Consider the following 17,098-nt stretch of genomic DNA (forward strand, 5'->3'; position numbering starts at 1 on the left):
ACTAATGGTACTGTTGATGTTACTCAATTAAGTTCATTGACAAATGGTACTATTACTAAAGTAAGCTCTATCACTAATGGTACTGTTGACGTAACTCAATTAAGTTCATTGACAAGTGGTACTATCGCTAAAGTTGATTCTATCACTAATGGTACTGTTGACGTAACTCAATTAAGTTCATTGACAAATGGTACTATTACTAAAGTAAGCTCTATCACTAATGGTACTGTCGATGTTACTCAATTAAGTTCATTGACAAATGGAACCGTAGATGTAACTCAATTAAGTTCATTAACAAATGGTACTATTGCTAAAGTAAGTTCCATCACTAATGGTACTGTTGATGTTACTCAACTAAGTTCATTGACAAATGGTACTATTACTAAGGTAAGCTCTATCACTAATGGTACTGTTGATGTTACTCAATTAAGTTCATTGACAAATGGTACTATTACTAAGGTAAGCTCTATCACTAATGGTACTATTGACGTAACTCAATTAAGTTCATTGACAAGTGGTACTATCGCTAAAGTAGATTCTATTACTAATGGTACTGTTGATGTTACTCAATTAAGTTCATTGACAAATGGTACTATTACTAAAGTAAGCTCTATCACTAATGGTACTGTTGACGTAACTCAATTAAGTTCATTGACAAGTGGTACTATCGCTAAAGTAGATTCTATCACTAACGGTACTGTTGATGTTACTCAACTAAATTCATTGACAAGCGGAACTATTGCTAAAATAAGTTCTATCACAGGTGGATCAATAAATGTAAACATTACTGATAGATATTTCAATGAAACTTCTGAAACAGTTTCTACTATCGCTTTAGCTACACCACAATATAGTACTGCAGTAGACACTTCAAAAATGCAGGATATTACCTGGTATGTTAAGAAGGTTGCCGGTGGAACTATGCCAGTAACAGTTAGCATAGCAGTATGTCCAGAACAAAACGGAACCTATGTTCTAGTTGGTGAAACAGCTACCGTTGGAGCAGTTGGAACCGCTAAAGCTTTAAGCAGTTCTTATTATATGCATTATACAAAAGTTTATTGTACAACTGCTGCAACTACAAACCAAAGTGTACAAGTCTTCTTTAATGGTAGGTATTAATAAATTAGCTGAGAAGTACCATTTGGTACTTCTTGGTTTCTTTGAAATAGAGGTGATAATATATAATGGGTCATGATATAAGTTTATGCATGATTGTTAAAAATGAAGAAGAAAATTTAGGAAGATGTCTAAAAAGTGTACAAGATTTAGTAGATGAAATAATAGTAGTAGATACTGGCTCCACAGATAAAACTGTAGAAATTGCAAAAGAATATGGTGCAAAAGTTCATTATTTTGAGTGGTGCAATGACTTTAGTGCTGCTAGAAATGAATCTTTAAAATATGCCTCAAAAAATTGGATTTTGATATTGGATGGCGATGATGAATTTTGCAGTGAAGATAAAGAAAAATTTAAAAATCTTATAAAAAAAGATTTAAATGAAGATACAATATACTTTTTTGAAACATTAAATTACTCTGGATATAGTGTAACCACTACAGATATAACCATAAACTTAAATCCACGACTATTTAAAAACAATTATGGATTTCATTATGAAGGTGAGGTTCATAACCAATTAGTTAATTATGAAAAGGATGTAAAAGGTAAAACCTATGATATAAGAATATACCACTATGGTTATTTGAATAAAAATATTGTATCTAAAGATAAAAGAAATAGAAATATTACTCTTTTAAGAGAACAAATAAAAAAAGGTGAAGATATTAAATTTGCATATTTTAATTTAGGTAATGAATATTTTGCTTTAGATGATAAAAAATCAGCTTTAGATAATTATTATAAATCTTATAATGATTTTGACCCAAGCACTGGATATGCTTCAAGATTAATAGAAAGAATAGTCATATCAAACTATACTTTGAAAGATTATGATAAAGCTCTGGAATTCATTGAAATTGGAACAAGATATTATCCTGAGTTTACTGATCTATATTATTTAAAAGGACTTATATTAAAAGAAGAAAATAGCCCTCTTTTAGCAATAAAAGCCTTTGAAAAATGTATAGGAATTGGAGAACCACCTTCAGTTTTAAAATCCATTTATGGAGTAGGTGGATTTAGACCTAAATATGAACTATCAAAAATTTATATGGATCTAAAAGATTATGATACTGCATATAAATACTCTGTTGACACTATTAAAGCAAAGCCAGATTTTTTAGTTCCCCTTTATAATATATGTCATATACTAAAAGAAAAAAAATTTAATATAGAAGAAATGAAAGAAATTATAGAAAATTTCTTCACTGATTTTCCAAGAGAATATCCTATAATTGCAGATTTATTTTATATGGAAGGAGACTATGAAACAGCCTTAGAGTATATAAACAAAAGTGAAAAATCCGGGGTATTTTCAGAAAATCTAAAAATATTCAAAGTGAAATCTCTACTATATTCTGGTAAAATTGATGAGTGTATAAAATATATTGATACCATAGATGAAAAAAATTTATATTATTTTCAAATAATGATGTATAAATCTTTATGTTTTATTATAAAAGATAAATATGATCTAGCACTTGTTGCAATAAATCAATTTAATAAAAGTAACCTATCTGAATACAACAGGACTACTTTAAAAGTATATAAAGAAATGCTCAATTTATTTACAAACAAAAATACTAATGTTTTATCTGAGGATAAAACTATGTTAGATTTTACTCCAGCTATTCTACAAATATGCGAAGTTATGCTTATAAACAAAGAATTTAATAAATTTGAAAAAACCTTAAATTTATTAAATTTGATAAGCGATCAGTCAGTTTTACTAAATTTAGGTAAATTATATTTTAAATATGACTATAAAGAAATGGCTAAAAAAGAAATTATTAGATCAATAAAAATGTTTGAAGTTATTGACAAAGAAGGAGCAAATATATTAGAAAGTCTTCTATAATTTAACCTACTAAAAATATTTACTAAAGATTAAAGAATTGTAAAAGTAGGAGAAGATATTTTATAAAGTCTTCTATAATTGGGAGTGATGAAAATGCTTACTGAACCTACTAAAATATTTACTAAAGATGAAGAACTTATAGAAGTAACCGAAGATATTTTAAACTGGCTTGAAACCTATAGTCCACCGCCATTATCAAGTAATGTAACTCTAGTTGGGAAAAAATTTACTGAATATAGTTTAGATGTTGCTGCTCTAAGTAGTTATCAATATACTCCACCCTTTGAAACAATGCAACAATCTCTAGTTACTTTTTTCGTAAAAAATATCGGTTCAAATAGTGCAAAGATTAAATTACAAATAAGTCCTAAAGAAAATGAAGCAGATTATGGATATACTGATGATAGTGTTGTCACTACAGATGTAAATCCAGGGAAAATAGTTACGTTGGTGCCTATGATTTTTTCAAGATATGTTAGAATAGCATATAAATCAGATTTAGGAACAAATTTAAAAATAATTGCTCAAATGCAAATATAAACTTCAAATCAGAAGGAACTATCTCATTTTGAGATAGTTCCTTCTGATTTGAAAAAAACCACTAATAAAATACTTTTTAATATATAATTTTATTTTTATTTCAAATATAAAACATATTTAAACCTTAATTGTTTTATATATTGTGACTGTAGCATCATCAACAGGATAACTTTTAGCATGAGTAATTAAAATTCTAGTATAAGACATATATGCAGTTGTAGTTAATATTATATTGTCATCTTTCAAAAGAATATAATCACTAATATAAGGAGGTTTATTATCTATCCAATTTATATTATCAGAACTAAGCTGAATCCTTACACTAATAGCTCCAAGCCCATGATTTTCTATTGCAAAAGTACCTATACTAGGACCAAGAGGAATAGATGAAGAATTAACAAAATCATCTGTTGATAATAGTTCAACTGTTTCAGCAGGGTACTCACTCAATCCTTCATTATATCCGTAGTATATTTCTAGATTAGGAAATTTAGTATCATCACTATCAAATGTGCTAGAAAAACCGATAAAGCTAGCCTGAGTTTCTAACCCTTTCATTAGCATTCCATAATTAAGTGTAGGTGAATTGTACCACTTTATTAACAAATTCTTTATATCGACTTCAACAAATTGATTAATCTCTGCATTTATATTTAATGTTGCATAAGGGTTGTTCTCAAATGATGGTTGATTTGAGTAAGTGACAGTATTTTTATCAAATGGTTGGAGCAGATTGTGGATTGTTATCGGTTTTGTAATATTATTAACAATGTTTATTTTGACATAAAGTCTTAATATAGCTTTATCAATAAATATATTAGATGGAAGACCAGAAATATCAAAGTGCATTAGTATTCTGTAGATATTATCTTGATTATAATATCTGCCACAACCTAGCAAAGATTCGCCGTTAAAATTAGTATTGGGATAAAGTTTTGCAACATACAAATCCGCTTGGGGAATTTTTCTTACATTTGCTACAAAAGCCATAAAATCCACTCCTTTATTATAGTTAACATATTATAAATTTCATATAAAAAATTTCCCCTATAAATCATAATATGCTTATAATTTATGATTTGTGATTATAATAAATAATAAAAAACTATGAATTTTGAGTTATTTTACTTACCCTTTATTCATAGTATTTTTTATATTATATTTAGAATTAACCTATAAATTTATAAAAGTTGAAACCTTAATTTTTATAATAAATTCATCAAAATTTACTTTCCATTATTGCCAATGCAATAGCGCCTTTAACACCTGCATCATTGCCTAAAGCTGCTAGCACTATTTTAGTATTTTCGCTCATATGTTTAAAACATCTTTCTTTTACTACTTTATTTATTCTTTCAAATACTATCTTTCCTCCCTTTGAAACTCCTCCACCTATTATGATCATTTCTGGATCAAAAGAAGTAATTATATTAGCAACACATATTCCAAGATAATTCAAAGCTTCATTAAGTACGCTTTTAGCTACAATATCTCCCTTTTCTGCTTCCTTAAATACTTCATAAGCAGTTACTTTTTCATAACTACATAATGAAGTTTTTTCCCCTTTTCTTACTTGTTCACTTGCTAATTTAGCTATGGCAGTACCTGAAGCTAATGCCTCTGCACATCCATAATTGCCACAGTTACATCTTTGGCCATCTTTTTCTAAAGTCATATGTCCTATTTCTAATGCATTACAAGTACTACCCCTATATATTCTGCCATTTAATATCGCTCCCCCTCCTATACCTGTTGAAACTGTTATAAACACCATATTATTTGTTCCCTTTCCTGCTCCAAAGGTATATTCACCTATAGCAGCTACATTAGCATCATTATCTAAATAAGCTGGTATATTAAACTTTTCTACTAAGGGTTTTACTATATTAAAATTTTTAAAAGGAAGATTAGGAGTAGTTATAATTACCCCTTCTTTTGTATCTAGAGGTCCGGGAGAACCTATACCTATAGAAATAAAATTATCTACATTAGATTTTTCTATTACTTTTTCTACAATGTCTATTATACGTTGTAATACTTTTTTCTCTCCTTCTTCTGCCTTTGTTGGAAGAGTATACTGTGAAATAATATCCCCATTTAAATTTGCAACTGCTCCACTAATTTTAGTTCCACCTAAATCGATTCCTATCACATATTTATGCTCCATCAAAATCATTTCCTTTCTATTTATACCATCTTCCTATTTTACCATTATAAAAATATCATAAATATCTTTGTATATCAAATAATGCTAATCCTAAAAAACTAAATAAAAATTTATTCTTTTGTATTCCTACCTTATCTCCTTTTAACTTCTATTTTCCCTATTGTATCATCCTATTGTACATTATCATAATATGTATGGATAACTTAAATATATCAGTTATTAATTACTTTACGGAGGTCACTATTTATGAATGTTTTTCGTTATGATGATATTCCCCCACTATATTGGAATAAAAATAATCGTATAGGAAAAGTAAGAATTACAACTGAAGCCACTCCCTTAAGAGTTGAGGATAAAAATCTACCTGGAAGAAGACAATTGTGGGTTATTAATGATGCGGCTACTTATATTTACCACTCTACAGATCCAAACTTTACACTTGAAAGTGGAAAATATGTTTTTAATGTTCCTGCCGAAGTTATTGTATATGATCTTGACCCAAATGAAGATTTAACTATTTATGCAAAGACTAAAGAATATCCTGTAACAATTAGAGTATTTGAGGTGATTTAATATGGCAATTTCTAGTTATCAATTTAGAAATCAACCCTACTGGCTGGGTTTTGTTTTTGCTGGTCAAGCTTTTACTATTTCATGTAAAAAGATTATTTTTCCAGGTAAAAGTCTTAATATACAAATATCCACAGGTAAGAATACTATTACACACATAACAAATCAAAGAATTATAAGCCAAAGAGAAGAATTAGGAATTAAACTAATTAAAAGCCCTACTTTTATCCCTGGTAATAAAGAAATTCCTGTAATAAATTTAGATGATAGATCTAAAATTAAAGCAGATACTTCCTTCTATTACAATGCTTCTAACATACAAAATGGTGTAATATTAGAAGAAAACTTTATACCAAAATTCTCATTTAGTCAGGGTGGAACCCCTATAGAATCTACACTTTTCGAAAGAATATTACAATATGATACTAATTATATATTAAAAATAACAAATGAAGGCTTTTATCCTAATAAAGTTATGCTCAATATGGCATTTTACGAATCAGGTAATTAGTCCTGTATATAAAGAAGCTGTCTCAAAATATATTTAGTTTTAATATAGCAAATATAAAAGTTTATAAGTGTATGTTTTAAAACTAAATATATTTTATTCCATGACTAACAATTCTAATCCCTCCTCTCCTATAAGAGCTAGATAAACATTGTAAACTCCCTATATCTGTTAAATTAAAATTAGCATATAGTAAAATATGTGAATTAGGTTTCATTTTATAATACTTTGAAATAACTACTAGCATACTTATAAAATCTATTCAATACATTTTAAAGACTTGTTGCTACAAACTAATGAAATTAATTCCATATTCTACGATATAATAAGTGTAAAAACCATACAAAACTTGAAAAATTCTATTAAAGGAGGCATATTTATGAATATATCTTTTTCACTCAAACATCAGATGGGTTCAATAAATTTAAATTATCCATCTAATGCTAAAACTTTTGTTAACAACAAGAAATCTCAAAAACAGAACCTTATTAATAAAGGTAATAAGGGCACATCCTTTACAGGAAATTCCCGAAAAAATGATATATTAAAAAATCTAATGGAACAAAAATCAAATTTGATGGAAAGTAAAAATTCTATTATGGAAAGAGGATTGAAAAATGGTAACGATCCTTTAACTATAAAAGAAAAGCTTCAAAGTATTGATAAACAGATTAAAGAGATTGATAAACAAATAAATGATCTTCAATTAGAAGAACAACGTAATTCAATGGGCATTGAAAGTAAAGATAAAGACAAAAATAAGAAAAATCCAAACTCTAAGAAGACATCAAATACATATTCAGAAAAGAATATGAAAACAGATGAATCTATGGACAATCTTTTAAATCTTTCTAGCAATCTATCACAAGCTAAATCATTATCTTTTCAAAAAACTTTAATGTCAGGTACAGCAAGAGTTTTAGATTGCGAAATAAAAACAGATGAAAAAAGAGGACTAGACCCTGTTAATAAGAAAAAGCAACTTGATAAAATAAAAAATGGTCTTGAAAATATTAATAAAGAACTAGGTAACAACTTAAAAAATATAAACAATAATAATACAGAAAATAATACTTCTAATAATATAGTTGATAATAATGAACAAAGTAAAGATGCAAATTCTAGTTCAGCCTCTGAAAATTCAAATGAATTATTTATAAAGCAACAACAAATTGCACAAAATATTAAGCATTATGAGGACAATCTTCCTGATAAAGCTAGAGATAATAAATCTAAAGATAATAAAGAACAAATTAATATAATCGCTTAAAACTCATTTTATTACCATCTAGTTTTAGCCTATAAACAGATTTCTAAGGGGCTGTCGCACTAAGAATAAATCCTACAATATATTGTGTTAACTTTAAATTTGCAAAACAATATATTGTATGTAAATTTTTTAATGCAATAGCCCCTTATTAACAGACTTCTTAGGAGTTTTACTTCTTAGAAGTCGTTATCCTTTAGGGGAAATCGTTATCCAGAGACGTAACCGCTCTTTACTCTCACGTTGAATAAAATGGGAGTATTAGAGCGGGTAGTCATCCGATAAAAATTTTATTTATAGACTTAATTAGATGGTATACTTATTTTAGAGGTGATTTAATGCTAAAGTTAGCTATTTGTGATGATGAAAAATATCAAAGAGAAGAAATAGTAGGTATTATTGTTGAAGCTTTACGTTTAAAAAATAAACAGTATAAAATATTTCAGTTTGATAATGGAGAGGATTTAATATCATCAACAGATGTTTTTGATATATATTTTTTAGATATAAAAATGGATAAATTAACAGGTCTAGAAGTTGCAAAAAAAATTAGACTTATAAATAAAGAAGCAATTATTATATTTATAACAGGACTTAAAGATTATGTTTTTGATGCATTTGATGTAAATGCTTTTCACTACATCTTAAAACCCATCGATGAAAATAAACTTAAAGATGTTTTATATTCAGCTTTATTGCAGTTTGATAAAAAAGATGAGTTTATTATTGCTAAAACAATTAGCCAAGCTACTAAAATTTTTCTTAAAGATATAATGTATATAGAATCACAACATAGAAAGTTAAGAATCCATACTAAAAACAATATTATTGAATATTACCATAAAATATCTGATATTGAAAAAGAACTTTATGGATGTAATTTTTTTAGATGTCATAAAAGTTATATTGTAAATTTAAAGTATGTTGAAAGCTATGATAATGTATTTATAACCCTAATAAACTCTGAAAAAATATATGTTTCAAAATATAGATTAGATGATTTTTCAAAAGCATTTATGTATTATTTAAAAAATGAGGTTCAGTAATTATGGAAAAACAACAAATATTACAGATTTCTCAATTTTTATCAGGATATTTAACAATGATTTTTCTCTATACAATCAAATACTATTTCTATAAAAATTTTTTAGGCTTTAAAAGTAAAGTTTGGCATTTTACTTTATGTGCATTATTAGTAACAGCTATTGATTTTTATATGATGAAAACAAGCTCCCTACTATGGAGTATTATTATAAATAATATAATTTGGCTACTAATTATATGTTTTTTATGTAATGGTAATTTCTTAATGAAATTTTATGCTGTTATTGTTGAAGAAGCAGCATTACTACTTATTAATCTAACTTTTTTAACCTTTGATTTTACAATTTTGCCTATTATTCATAACATTAATGTATCTTTTAATAAACATATGATTATTAGTTTTATGACCAACATTATTAATGATCTTATACGTTATACTATACTATTTGTATTTTTAAAAAACATTTGTAAATTTCTAAATTTGAAAGAAAAATCAATAAAATTATATGAAAACTTATTTTTACTGATTCCTTGTTTATCAATTTATAGTTTAGGACTTATTTTTTATATCATTCAACCTATTAATATTGATAATAAAAGATACTATTTACCTTATATTTTTCCTAAAATTTATTATACTCTACCCTTTATAAGTTTTGCTTTGTTAGTATCATTATTAATTATGGCCTATACCTTTAAAAAAATGCTTGAAGGCCAATTAGAAGAAAAGAAAAACCTTCTTATGGAACAACAATTTAAACTACAGCTTGCTCATAGCAACAACATAGAAATGCTTTATAAAGGTATAAGAGGCATAATCCACGATATGAATAATCATGTTTCTTGTTTGAGAAATTTAGCTGCTAATAATAATATTGAAGATATAAAAAAGTACCTTATAAATATTAATGAAACCATAAGCAAACTTGATTTTAAAATAAAAACAGGTAATTCCATATCTGATGCAGTTATAAATGAAAAGTATAACATTGCTAAGGCTAATGAAATAGATTTTATATGTGATTTCCTATTACCCAAAGAAACCTTATTAGAGCCCGTAGATTTATGTGTTATTTTAAGTAATGCATTGGACAATGCCCTTGAAGCGTGTATGAGAATTACAGATAGTAATATTCAAAAAAAAATATATATAAAATCTTACATAAAAAATATGTATCTAATAATTGAAACTTCTAATAGTACTGCAGATAAAGTTCAATATGTTGAAAATAAAATTATCAGTACAAAAACTGATAAAAATAATCATGGTATAGGAATTTCTAACATAAAAACTGTTGCAAAAAAATATAATGGAATAGTTGATATACTAGAAGAAAAACATAAGTTTATTATTAATATTATGCTTAAAATAAAATAATAATAACATATAATGTCTTATATAAAATTCATATATATATATTCCTTAAAAATCATATAATAATTATCTCTTTTATATAAAAAGCTACATAAAAAATAAAAGTTCATTAAAAGACTAAAATTAATGTTTGTCTTTCAATGGACTTTTATTTTATAGCACTATTTAATTTTATATACTTATAAAATTTCAAAATAAATTTATTTTACTCTTAAGATACCTGTTGAAGTTTCCACAAACGAGCATAAAGTCCCTTTAATTTAATTAGCTCTTCATGTTTGCCCTGCTCTACTACTTTGCCATCATCTAATACAATAATGTTATCTGCAGAGCGTATAGTCTTTAATTTATGAGCAATAACAATTACAGTTCTTCCTTTAATTAATTGATTTATAGCCTTTTGTACATCCATTTCATTTTCCGGATCTAAGGATGCAGTGGCTTCATCTAGCAATACTACCGGGGCATCTTTAAGCATGGCTCTTGCAATAGAAACACGCTGCTTTTCACCACCAGATAAAGTACAGCCACCCTCTCCCACTGCTGTATCATATCCCTGTGGCAATTTCATAATGAAATCATGACAACAAGCTTTTTTTGCAGCTTCTTCTACTTCTTTTTGAGTTGCATCCTCGCGACCAAATCGAATATTATTTCCTATGGTATCCTGAAACAAATATACATCCTGAAAGACCATGGAAATCCTTTTAAGTAAACTTTCTGGATCCATCTCTTTCATATTCTCTTTACCCAAAAGTACTTTTCCCTGTTGTGGATCATAGAATCTAGCAACCAATTTTAGTACAGTACTTTTCCCACTACCAGAGGGTCCTACTAAAGCTGTTAATGTACCCTCTTTCATCTTAATTGATACATCCTTTAGTACCTTTACATTATCATAGCTAAAATCAACATGCTGTAACTCGATATCATTTGAAAGTGGTGGATCTTTTTCTCCTGACATAACGGGTTCTTCCATAAATTTTATAATTCTCTCACCTGCTTGAGCATCATAGCGAAGCTCAGCTAAATTTATAATAGCTTCGGAAAGAGGTTCAAATATTCTTGTACCTATAACTAAAAAGGTTGCTAGTGTCATAATAGTTAGAGTACCACCCATTAAAAGATAACTACCTACGTAGATCATCACTGTAAGTCCTGCCCTAAGTAAAGGGGTTACTGTTAACACAATAGATTGTAAAAGCCCCTCCATTTTGATACTCTTCTTCATTAAGTTGTAAAAAGAACCCTCTAGATGCTGAAAGTGTTCTCCAGTCATGTTACAAGACTTAATGACACGAATACCTGTTAAATATTCCTGTAGACGATTAGATGCATCTACTTTTGCCTCTGTTAGTTCTCTTCCTAATACTTTCTGCAATTTGGAAGTACCTATGATAATAAGCAATGCTACTGGCATTGCAGCAAACATAGAAAGGGACATACGCCAATCCATAAAAGCAAGGCCTATAAAGGCTAATACTGGTGTCACTAAGGCACCCATTAATTTTGGAACAACATGACTCATACCACTCTCTACCATAGTAAAATCCCCCATCATCATGTTTCCAAGCATTCCAGCATCCTTACAAAATAGATATCCTAGTGGTAACTTTCTCATATGCTCTGCAAGATTTGCTCTCCCCTCAGCAGCTGTCATGTATGCGTCCCTATAAGCATGTCTATAAGCAGGGATTTCTGCTAAAAACATAATTACCATGGATAAAGCAAGGCCTGCTACAACTATCCATAACTTTCCTATATCAAGAGGTACTCCTGGTGTTACAAACGGTTGAAAAATTATTTGAATAGCGCCTATTGCAAAGCCGAAAGGCAACATACCTATGACATTTGCTAAAATTGTATAAATAACAGGTTTTACAAGTTTTTCTGGATGTCCTGCTGTAATATTTGTGAAAATTTTCATTCTAAATCCCTCCTTTGCTCATACCCCAATTAGAGGCCACTGTATATGAATTCCAAAGCCTTTTATATAATCCATCTTTATTTACAAGAGCATCATGAGTGCCAGCCTCTACAATAGTTCCATCTTTCATAACCACTATATTTTCAGCATCTTTAATAGTTGTTAGCCTATGTGCAATCATGATAACAGTTTTATTTTTCATGAGCTCCCTTAGAGCTAGCTGCATGTGATACTCATTTTCTGGATCTGAAAAAGCAGTAGCCTCATCTAAAACTAGTATAGGAGAATTTTTTAAAATTGCTCTTGCCACACATACCCTTTGTTCCTCACCCCCTGAAAGATGAGTACCTCCTTCACCAACGATAGTGTCGTAACCTTTTTCAAGTCCTGTAATAAATTCATGACACTGAGCAGCTTTTGCAGCCTTAAATATTTCTTCCTTTGTAGCATCTGGTCTACCTACACGGATATTTTCATATAAGGTATCATGAAATAAAAATGTATCTTGAAAAACAAAGGAAACTAAATCCATCAAATTCTCTGTAGAGATTTCTTTAATATCTATTCCACCGATTCTAATATGACCTTTTTGAATATCCCAAAAACGTGGAATAAGATTAGCCACTGTAGATTTTCCAGAACCTGAAGGTCCTACAAGTGCTGTACATGAACCTTTTTCCGCCTTAAAACTTACTTTTGATAATGCTTCTTTCCTAGTGGATGTGTCCTCAGACTCATAAGAAAAGGACACATTATCAAACTCAATATCATAAGAGGAAGGTATCCTAGGGTTCTTTGACTCACAAATAGTTTTCTCAGCAAAAATCTTATCAATACGCTGAACTCCCTCAGAAATATCTCCTAATGAAGATGCAAAAGTCATAAAACGTAACATAGGTGACGCAACTCCTGGTGCTAAAATAATAAAAAATAAAATAGTTTGTGCAAAGGAAAGATCTCCTGATCTCCCTCCCATTAAAAGGATACCCACTGGCAATATAAATGTTAAAGTTGAATTTAATAATACCTTTGAACTTATATAGGTATTTTGATACTGATCTGTATACTTTACACAATAATCCCTGTAAGATATCATATCATCATAGAATCTACGAAAAGAATATACATTTCTACCAAATATCTTTACAGCAGGCACTCCCTTTACATATTGAATAGTTGATGAGTTGATTCTCTCTAAGGCATTATAGTATTTTTTTGCACTTTCCTCTGCAGCCTTACCACTTCTTTTTTTCATTTGTATCCAAAACCCCAAAACAAGTGGTATCATAGCTGCTAATGTAAGCCATGGATTTAAAGTTAGCATCATAATTATTGTAATAATCATTGTTACAAATACATTTACCATATCTGGTAACTGGTGAGCAACAAAGGCTTCTATCTTTTCTACGTTTTGTTCAAAGGTTTTCTTTACTATCCCCGTTGATGTATTACTTAAATAGCCTAGAGGTAATTTACCAATATGCTCTGACATACGAACCCTTAAGCTATATAATATCCTGTATGCTGCTGTATGGGACATTAACCCAGATATATACATGAAAACAATTCCCCCAACCAATCCTACAAGAGCAATAGTGCCCCAATGCAGCATTTGTGTAGAATCAACATTTCTAGGGTTGGCAGCGTTTTTTAAAAGTTCCGCCATTATAAAATAAACCGCTATATATGGTAATAGCATTAAAATTGCACTGATAGCTGAAAATATGGATGAGACAATAAGTAACCCTTGTCTTTCTCCAGCTATTTCCAAAAGCCTTGGAATGCCTTTCTTTTTTTTGTCCATTTGCAATTCCTCTTTTCTATAAATTAATTATTCACTTATACCGTTACTATCTAACATACAGGAAAACAATTTCTGGGAATTATTCTTTATAGGAAAATCCAACTCTGAGCTCCCATTAGCGATTTTGATAGCTCGGTTACAGGTGGAAAGGGCAAATTCATAATCATGGGTAATAACAAGAATAGTTTTTCCCTTTTTTGAAAGATCTTTTAAATGAGAAGAAATCCTACGCATATTTTCTCCATCTAAACCACTTGTAGGTTCATCTAAGATAAAAATATTCGGGTTAATCATATCAGCAACTGCTAAAGTAAGACGTTGTTTTTGTCCCCCGGAAAGGGAAGCAGGATGTCTACTTTTGTACTCCCATAAATCATATTCTTTTAAAATCCTCTGAATTTCTCTTTTTTCAATATAATTAGGTTTATTAAGCGACAGTTCCTCTTCCACACTTTCACCAAAAAGCTGGCTATCTGTGTTCTGACCCACAAAATAAGCAAAATCTTTTCGTTTTCTCATTTTTATAGGCTTTCCTTTAAATAAAACATCACCAGACTGTTCTTTTATTAATCCACATAGTATTTTACATAAAGTAGTCTTTCCCACACCATTATGTCCAATAAGAGCAATAATATCTCCAGCATAAGCTTTTATTGTAAGGTCTGAGAATATATTATTTTTCTTATATGAAAAATAAATATTTTCTGTTTCCATGGAAGGCTTACCACTACACAGAGCAGTTTCACCTTCATAAGGTAGAGATTCTAAGGAACTTGTCCTTAAACCAAGATATTTTACTTCATTAAAGTTTAAATTTTTCATCTGTTCTGATGTATATTCACAAATAATTCTACCTTCATTCATATAAAGAAAACGATCTACTAATTCTGTTAAATAATATAAACGATGTTCTGCTACTATAACAGTATGACCTTTCTCTTTGAGCATAGCCATAAGTTCTTTAAGTTTCGTAACAGACTCCATATCAAGATTAGCTGAAGGTTCATCAAAAACATAAATAAAAGGATTTACAGCATAAACAGAAGCGATAGCAATCTTTTGTTTCTCTCCACTAGACATTGGATAAATTTGTTTTCCAATCAAACCTTGACCTCCTATTTTATCGATTGCATTATCTATACGTTTTTCTATAATACTTCTATGAAGTCCATAATTCTCACAACCAAATGCAATTTCATCTTCTGTGAGGCTTGCAAAAAATTGACTACGAGGGTCTTGAAAAATAGAACCCACTGTTTTACCAATCTGCCATAGGGGTATTGGTTTCAAATCCTTGTTATTAATAAATACTTTACCTGTAAGCCTTCCATCATAAAATTTTGTTGCCAAGCCGTTTATTACTCTGGTAAGGGTAGTTTTTCCACATCCACTTTTACCAGTTAATACAACAAACTCTCCTGCTTTAACAGTTAAATTTATATTTTTTAAGCTAATTCCTGTTTCTTTAGAATAGGAGTAACTTATATTTTCAAGTCTTATCATTAGATCATCCCCATCTTTTCCCATATTAACAATAAAGCAGTAACCATTACCCCAACAGTACATAAAATTCTGTCTTTTCTTTTAAAAGAAATATCTCTTCTACATGTATGATTCCCAGGACAAGCAATACCTCTGGCTTCCGCTGAAGCAGCAAGCTCATCTGCAACTTTTGACGAACGTATCATAATAGGCACAAAAATATACTCTATACTCCTCATAGGATGACGCCAAGAAAGTAATCCTCTAAGACGCATAGCTGAAAATACACTTTGAAATTCACTTCTTACTGTAGGAATAAACCTTAACATAAAGGTCACAGGCAAAGCAAAAGAATCAGGTACACGCATCTTCTTAAATACTGCAACAGCTTCTCCAGGAGGCATGGCTATAATAGGTTTCGCTGCCATTACCATAGAAATAATTCTAATAATCATAAATAAAAACATATCGGGTAACAATATTGTAATTCCCTGCCCCATAGAAAGTATTTTTAGTATAATAACAAATGCTGCTATTAAAAATAATTTAATGGCACTTTTTAAATATCCCTGTATGATTAAGTAAATAGTTAATATAAAAAGCATGCTATAAATTATAATATTACTTTTCAGTATTGCCACAAGACACATATCTAAAAATAATATTATAATTTTTGCACGAAAATCAAATTCCAATTTCATTACTAAATCATGCCACTTTTTTTAAAGTGTTTTCCCATAAGTTTCTTAGCTAGCCTACAACCTAATATAGCCATTACAATAGTTGCAGCACAACTAAATAATACCCAGGGAGCAGAAGTATAGTATTTCGTCTGAACAACCACCTGTTCTGGACTAACACCACTTGAAATATAAGCATCCTTGAAAAACCATATCTCTGCCATGCCATGGGTTGCCCTAACTAACATAGTAATAGCCCAACTTACAGAAACTCTAGCTACACTTTTGTAGCTATCTTTTCCTAGCATACTTAGCTCTGCAATTATTCCCCCTACAATAAACCAAGGTGCCATAAAAGGACCCATCATAAGAAAAACAAGCAAGGCATGAATAAGATTATAAATCAATGCCACACCGGGCTTACCCACCTTCATACACATGTAAACATAAAAAGGAGCTAAAATAAAAGCTACAAACACCGAATTAAATATCATATTAAAAAATAAAGATGCCCCTGTAATCATTGAAAACGCAATAAATACGACAATCATAATTGCACTAAATATACCTATGGTAGCTAAATTTTTAACCGTTAGTCGGTTATTGTTTTTTACTTCTGTTTCCATAATAATACCTCCAAAATAAAAATTTATAAAAAGTAAAGTCTTATAATTGATTACCATTATCAATTATAAGACTTTATTTATCTCATCTCTACTCAAATCGGTATTATGTTCGCTCAAATTAGGATTT

Annotated in this window: 15 protein-coding genes; 8 read left to right on the top strand and 7 right to left on the bottom strand. The window is 29.4% G+C overall.

Going from position 1 to position 17,098, the window contains the following annotated elements:
* The 3 genes from ACYUDJ_RS05215 to ACYUDJ_RS05225 all read left to right on the top strand — a co-directional run.
* Positions 1-1,122: hypothetical protein (locus tag ACYUDJ_RS05215; protein WP_460289532.1), on the top strand; the 1,122-nt coding region annotated here is incomplete at its 5' end.
* A 65-nt stretch (positions 1,123-1,187) separates the two neighbouring features.
* On the top strand, positions 1,188-2,981 hold the full coding sequence (locus tag ACYUDJ_RS05220) for a tetratricopeptide repeat-containing glycosyltransferase family 2 protein (RefSeq protein ID WP_003489465.1): 1,794 nt from the start codon (positions 1,188-1,190) through the stop codon (positions 2,979-2,981).
* Between the two features lie 93 nt (positions 2,982-3,074).
* Positions 3,075-3,521: a DUF6385 domain-containing protein gene (locus tag ACYUDJ_RS05225; protein ID WP_139814313.1), complete on the top strand. Its 447-nt coding sequence runs from the start codon at positions 3,075-3,077 to the stop codon at positions 3,519-3,521.
* Positions 3,522-3,638: 117 nt separating this feature from the next.
* On the opposite strand, the gene ACYUDJ_RS05230 is transcribed toward ACYUDJ_RS05225, so the two are convergent.
* Together ACYUDJ_RS05230 and ACYUDJ_RS05235 are read right to left on the bottom strand one after the other, a co-directional pair.
* Positions 3,639-4,511 carry a DNRLRE domain-containing protein gene (locus ACYUDJ_RS05230; RefSeq protein ID WP_043031723.1) on the bottom strand — a complete coding sequence of 291 codons (873 nt, stop codon included), beginning with the start codon at positions 4,509-4,511 and terminating at the stop codon, positions 3,639-3,641.
* A gap of 229 nt (positions 4,512-4,740) precedes the next feature.
* A complete protein-coding gene (locus ACYUDJ_RS05235) occupies positions 4,741-5,688 on the bottom strand; it encodes an ROK family protein (protein WP_003489461.1) in 948 nt (315 codons plus the stop codon).
* Positions 5,689-5,934: 246 nt separating this feature from the next.
* Between ACYUDJ_RS05235 and ACYUDJ_RS05240 the strand changes: the two genes are divergently transcribed.
* From ACYUDJ_RS05240 to ACYUDJ_RS05260, 5 genes are all read left to right on the top strand, one after another.
* The gene (locus ACYUDJ_RS05240) at positions 5,935-6,261 is read left to right on the top strand and encodes a hypothetical protein (RefSeq protein ID WP_003489459.1); all 327 of its coding nucleotides are present in this window, start codon (positions 5,935-5,937) and stop codon (positions 6,259-6,261) included.
* 1 nt (position 6,262) lies between these two features.
* Positions 6,263-6,769 carry a hypothetical protein gene (locus ACYUDJ_RS05245; RefSeq protein WP_003489458.1) on the top strand — a complete coding sequence of 169 codons (507 nt, stop codon included), beginning with the start codon at positions 6,263-6,265 and terminating at the stop codon, positions 6,767-6,769.
* A 376-nt stretch (positions 6,770-7,145) separates the two neighbouring features.
* The gene (locus ACYUDJ_RS05250) at positions 7,146-8,036 is read left to right on the top strand and encodes a hypothetical protein (protein WP_042386397.1); all 891 of its coding nucleotides are present in this window, start codon (positions 7,146-7,148) and stop codon (positions 8,034-8,036) included.
* 335 nt (positions 8,037-8,371) lie between these two features.
* Positions 8,372-9,079, top strand: a complete 708-nt coding sequence (locus ACYUDJ_RS05255; RefSeq protein WP_003489454.1) for a LytR/AlgR family response regulator transcription factor — start codon at positions 8,372-8,374, stop codon at positions 9,077-9,079.
* Positions 9,080-9,081: 2 nt separating this feature from the next.
* A complete protein-coding gene (locus ACYUDJ_RS05260) occupies positions 9,082-10,455 on the top strand; it encodes an ATP-binding protein (protein WP_003489453.1) in 1,374 nt (457 codons plus the stop codon).
* A 208-nt stretch (positions 10,456-10,663) separates the two neighbouring features.
* Here ACYUDJ_RS05260 and ACYUDJ_RS05265 read toward each other — a convergent pair whose 3' ends face one another.
* From ACYUDJ_RS05265 to ACYUDJ_RS05285, 5 genes are read right to left on the bottom strand one after another with little or no spacing between them, the layout of a single operon-like run.
* Positions 10,664-12,379, bottom strand: coding sequence for an ABC transporter ATP-binding protein (locus tag ACYUDJ_RS05265; RefSeq protein ID WP_003489451.1), 1,716 nt, complete (start codon positions 12,377-12,379; stop codon positions 10,664-10,666).
* Between the two features lies 1 nt (position 12,380).
* Positions 12,381-14,183 (bottom strand): ABC transporter ATP-binding protein, encoded by a 1,803-nt coding sequence (locus ACYUDJ_RS05270; RefSeq protein WP_043031722.1) that lies wholly within the window; start codon positions 14,181-14,183, stop codon positions 12,381-12,383.
* A gap of 27 nt (positions 14,184-14,210) precedes the next feature.
* Complete coding sequence (locus tag ACYUDJ_RS05275) at positions 14,211-15,686, bottom strand: ABC transporter ATP-binding protein (protein WP_243153682.1); 1,476 nt, start codon at positions 15,684-15,686, stop codon at positions 14,211-14,213.
* Entirely contained in the window at positions 15,686-16,366 is a 681-nt protein-coding gene (locus tag ACYUDJ_RS05280; protein ID WP_003489445.1) for an energy-coupling factor transporter transmembrane component T family protein, read from the bottom strand. Before ACYUDJ_RS05280 ends, ACYUDJ_RS05275 begins: the two co-directional genes overlap by 1 nt.
* Before the next feature lie 2 nt (positions 16,367-16,368).
* Complete coding sequence (locus ACYUDJ_RS05285; RefSeq protein ID WP_042386393.1) at positions 16,369-16,971, bottom strand: MptD family putative ECF transporter S component; 603 nt, start codon at positions 16,969-16,971, stop codon at positions 16,369-16,371.
* Positions 16,972-17,098: the final 127 nt, after the last annotated feature.

This window comes from Clostridium sp. CTA-6, from assembly GCF_054768115.1.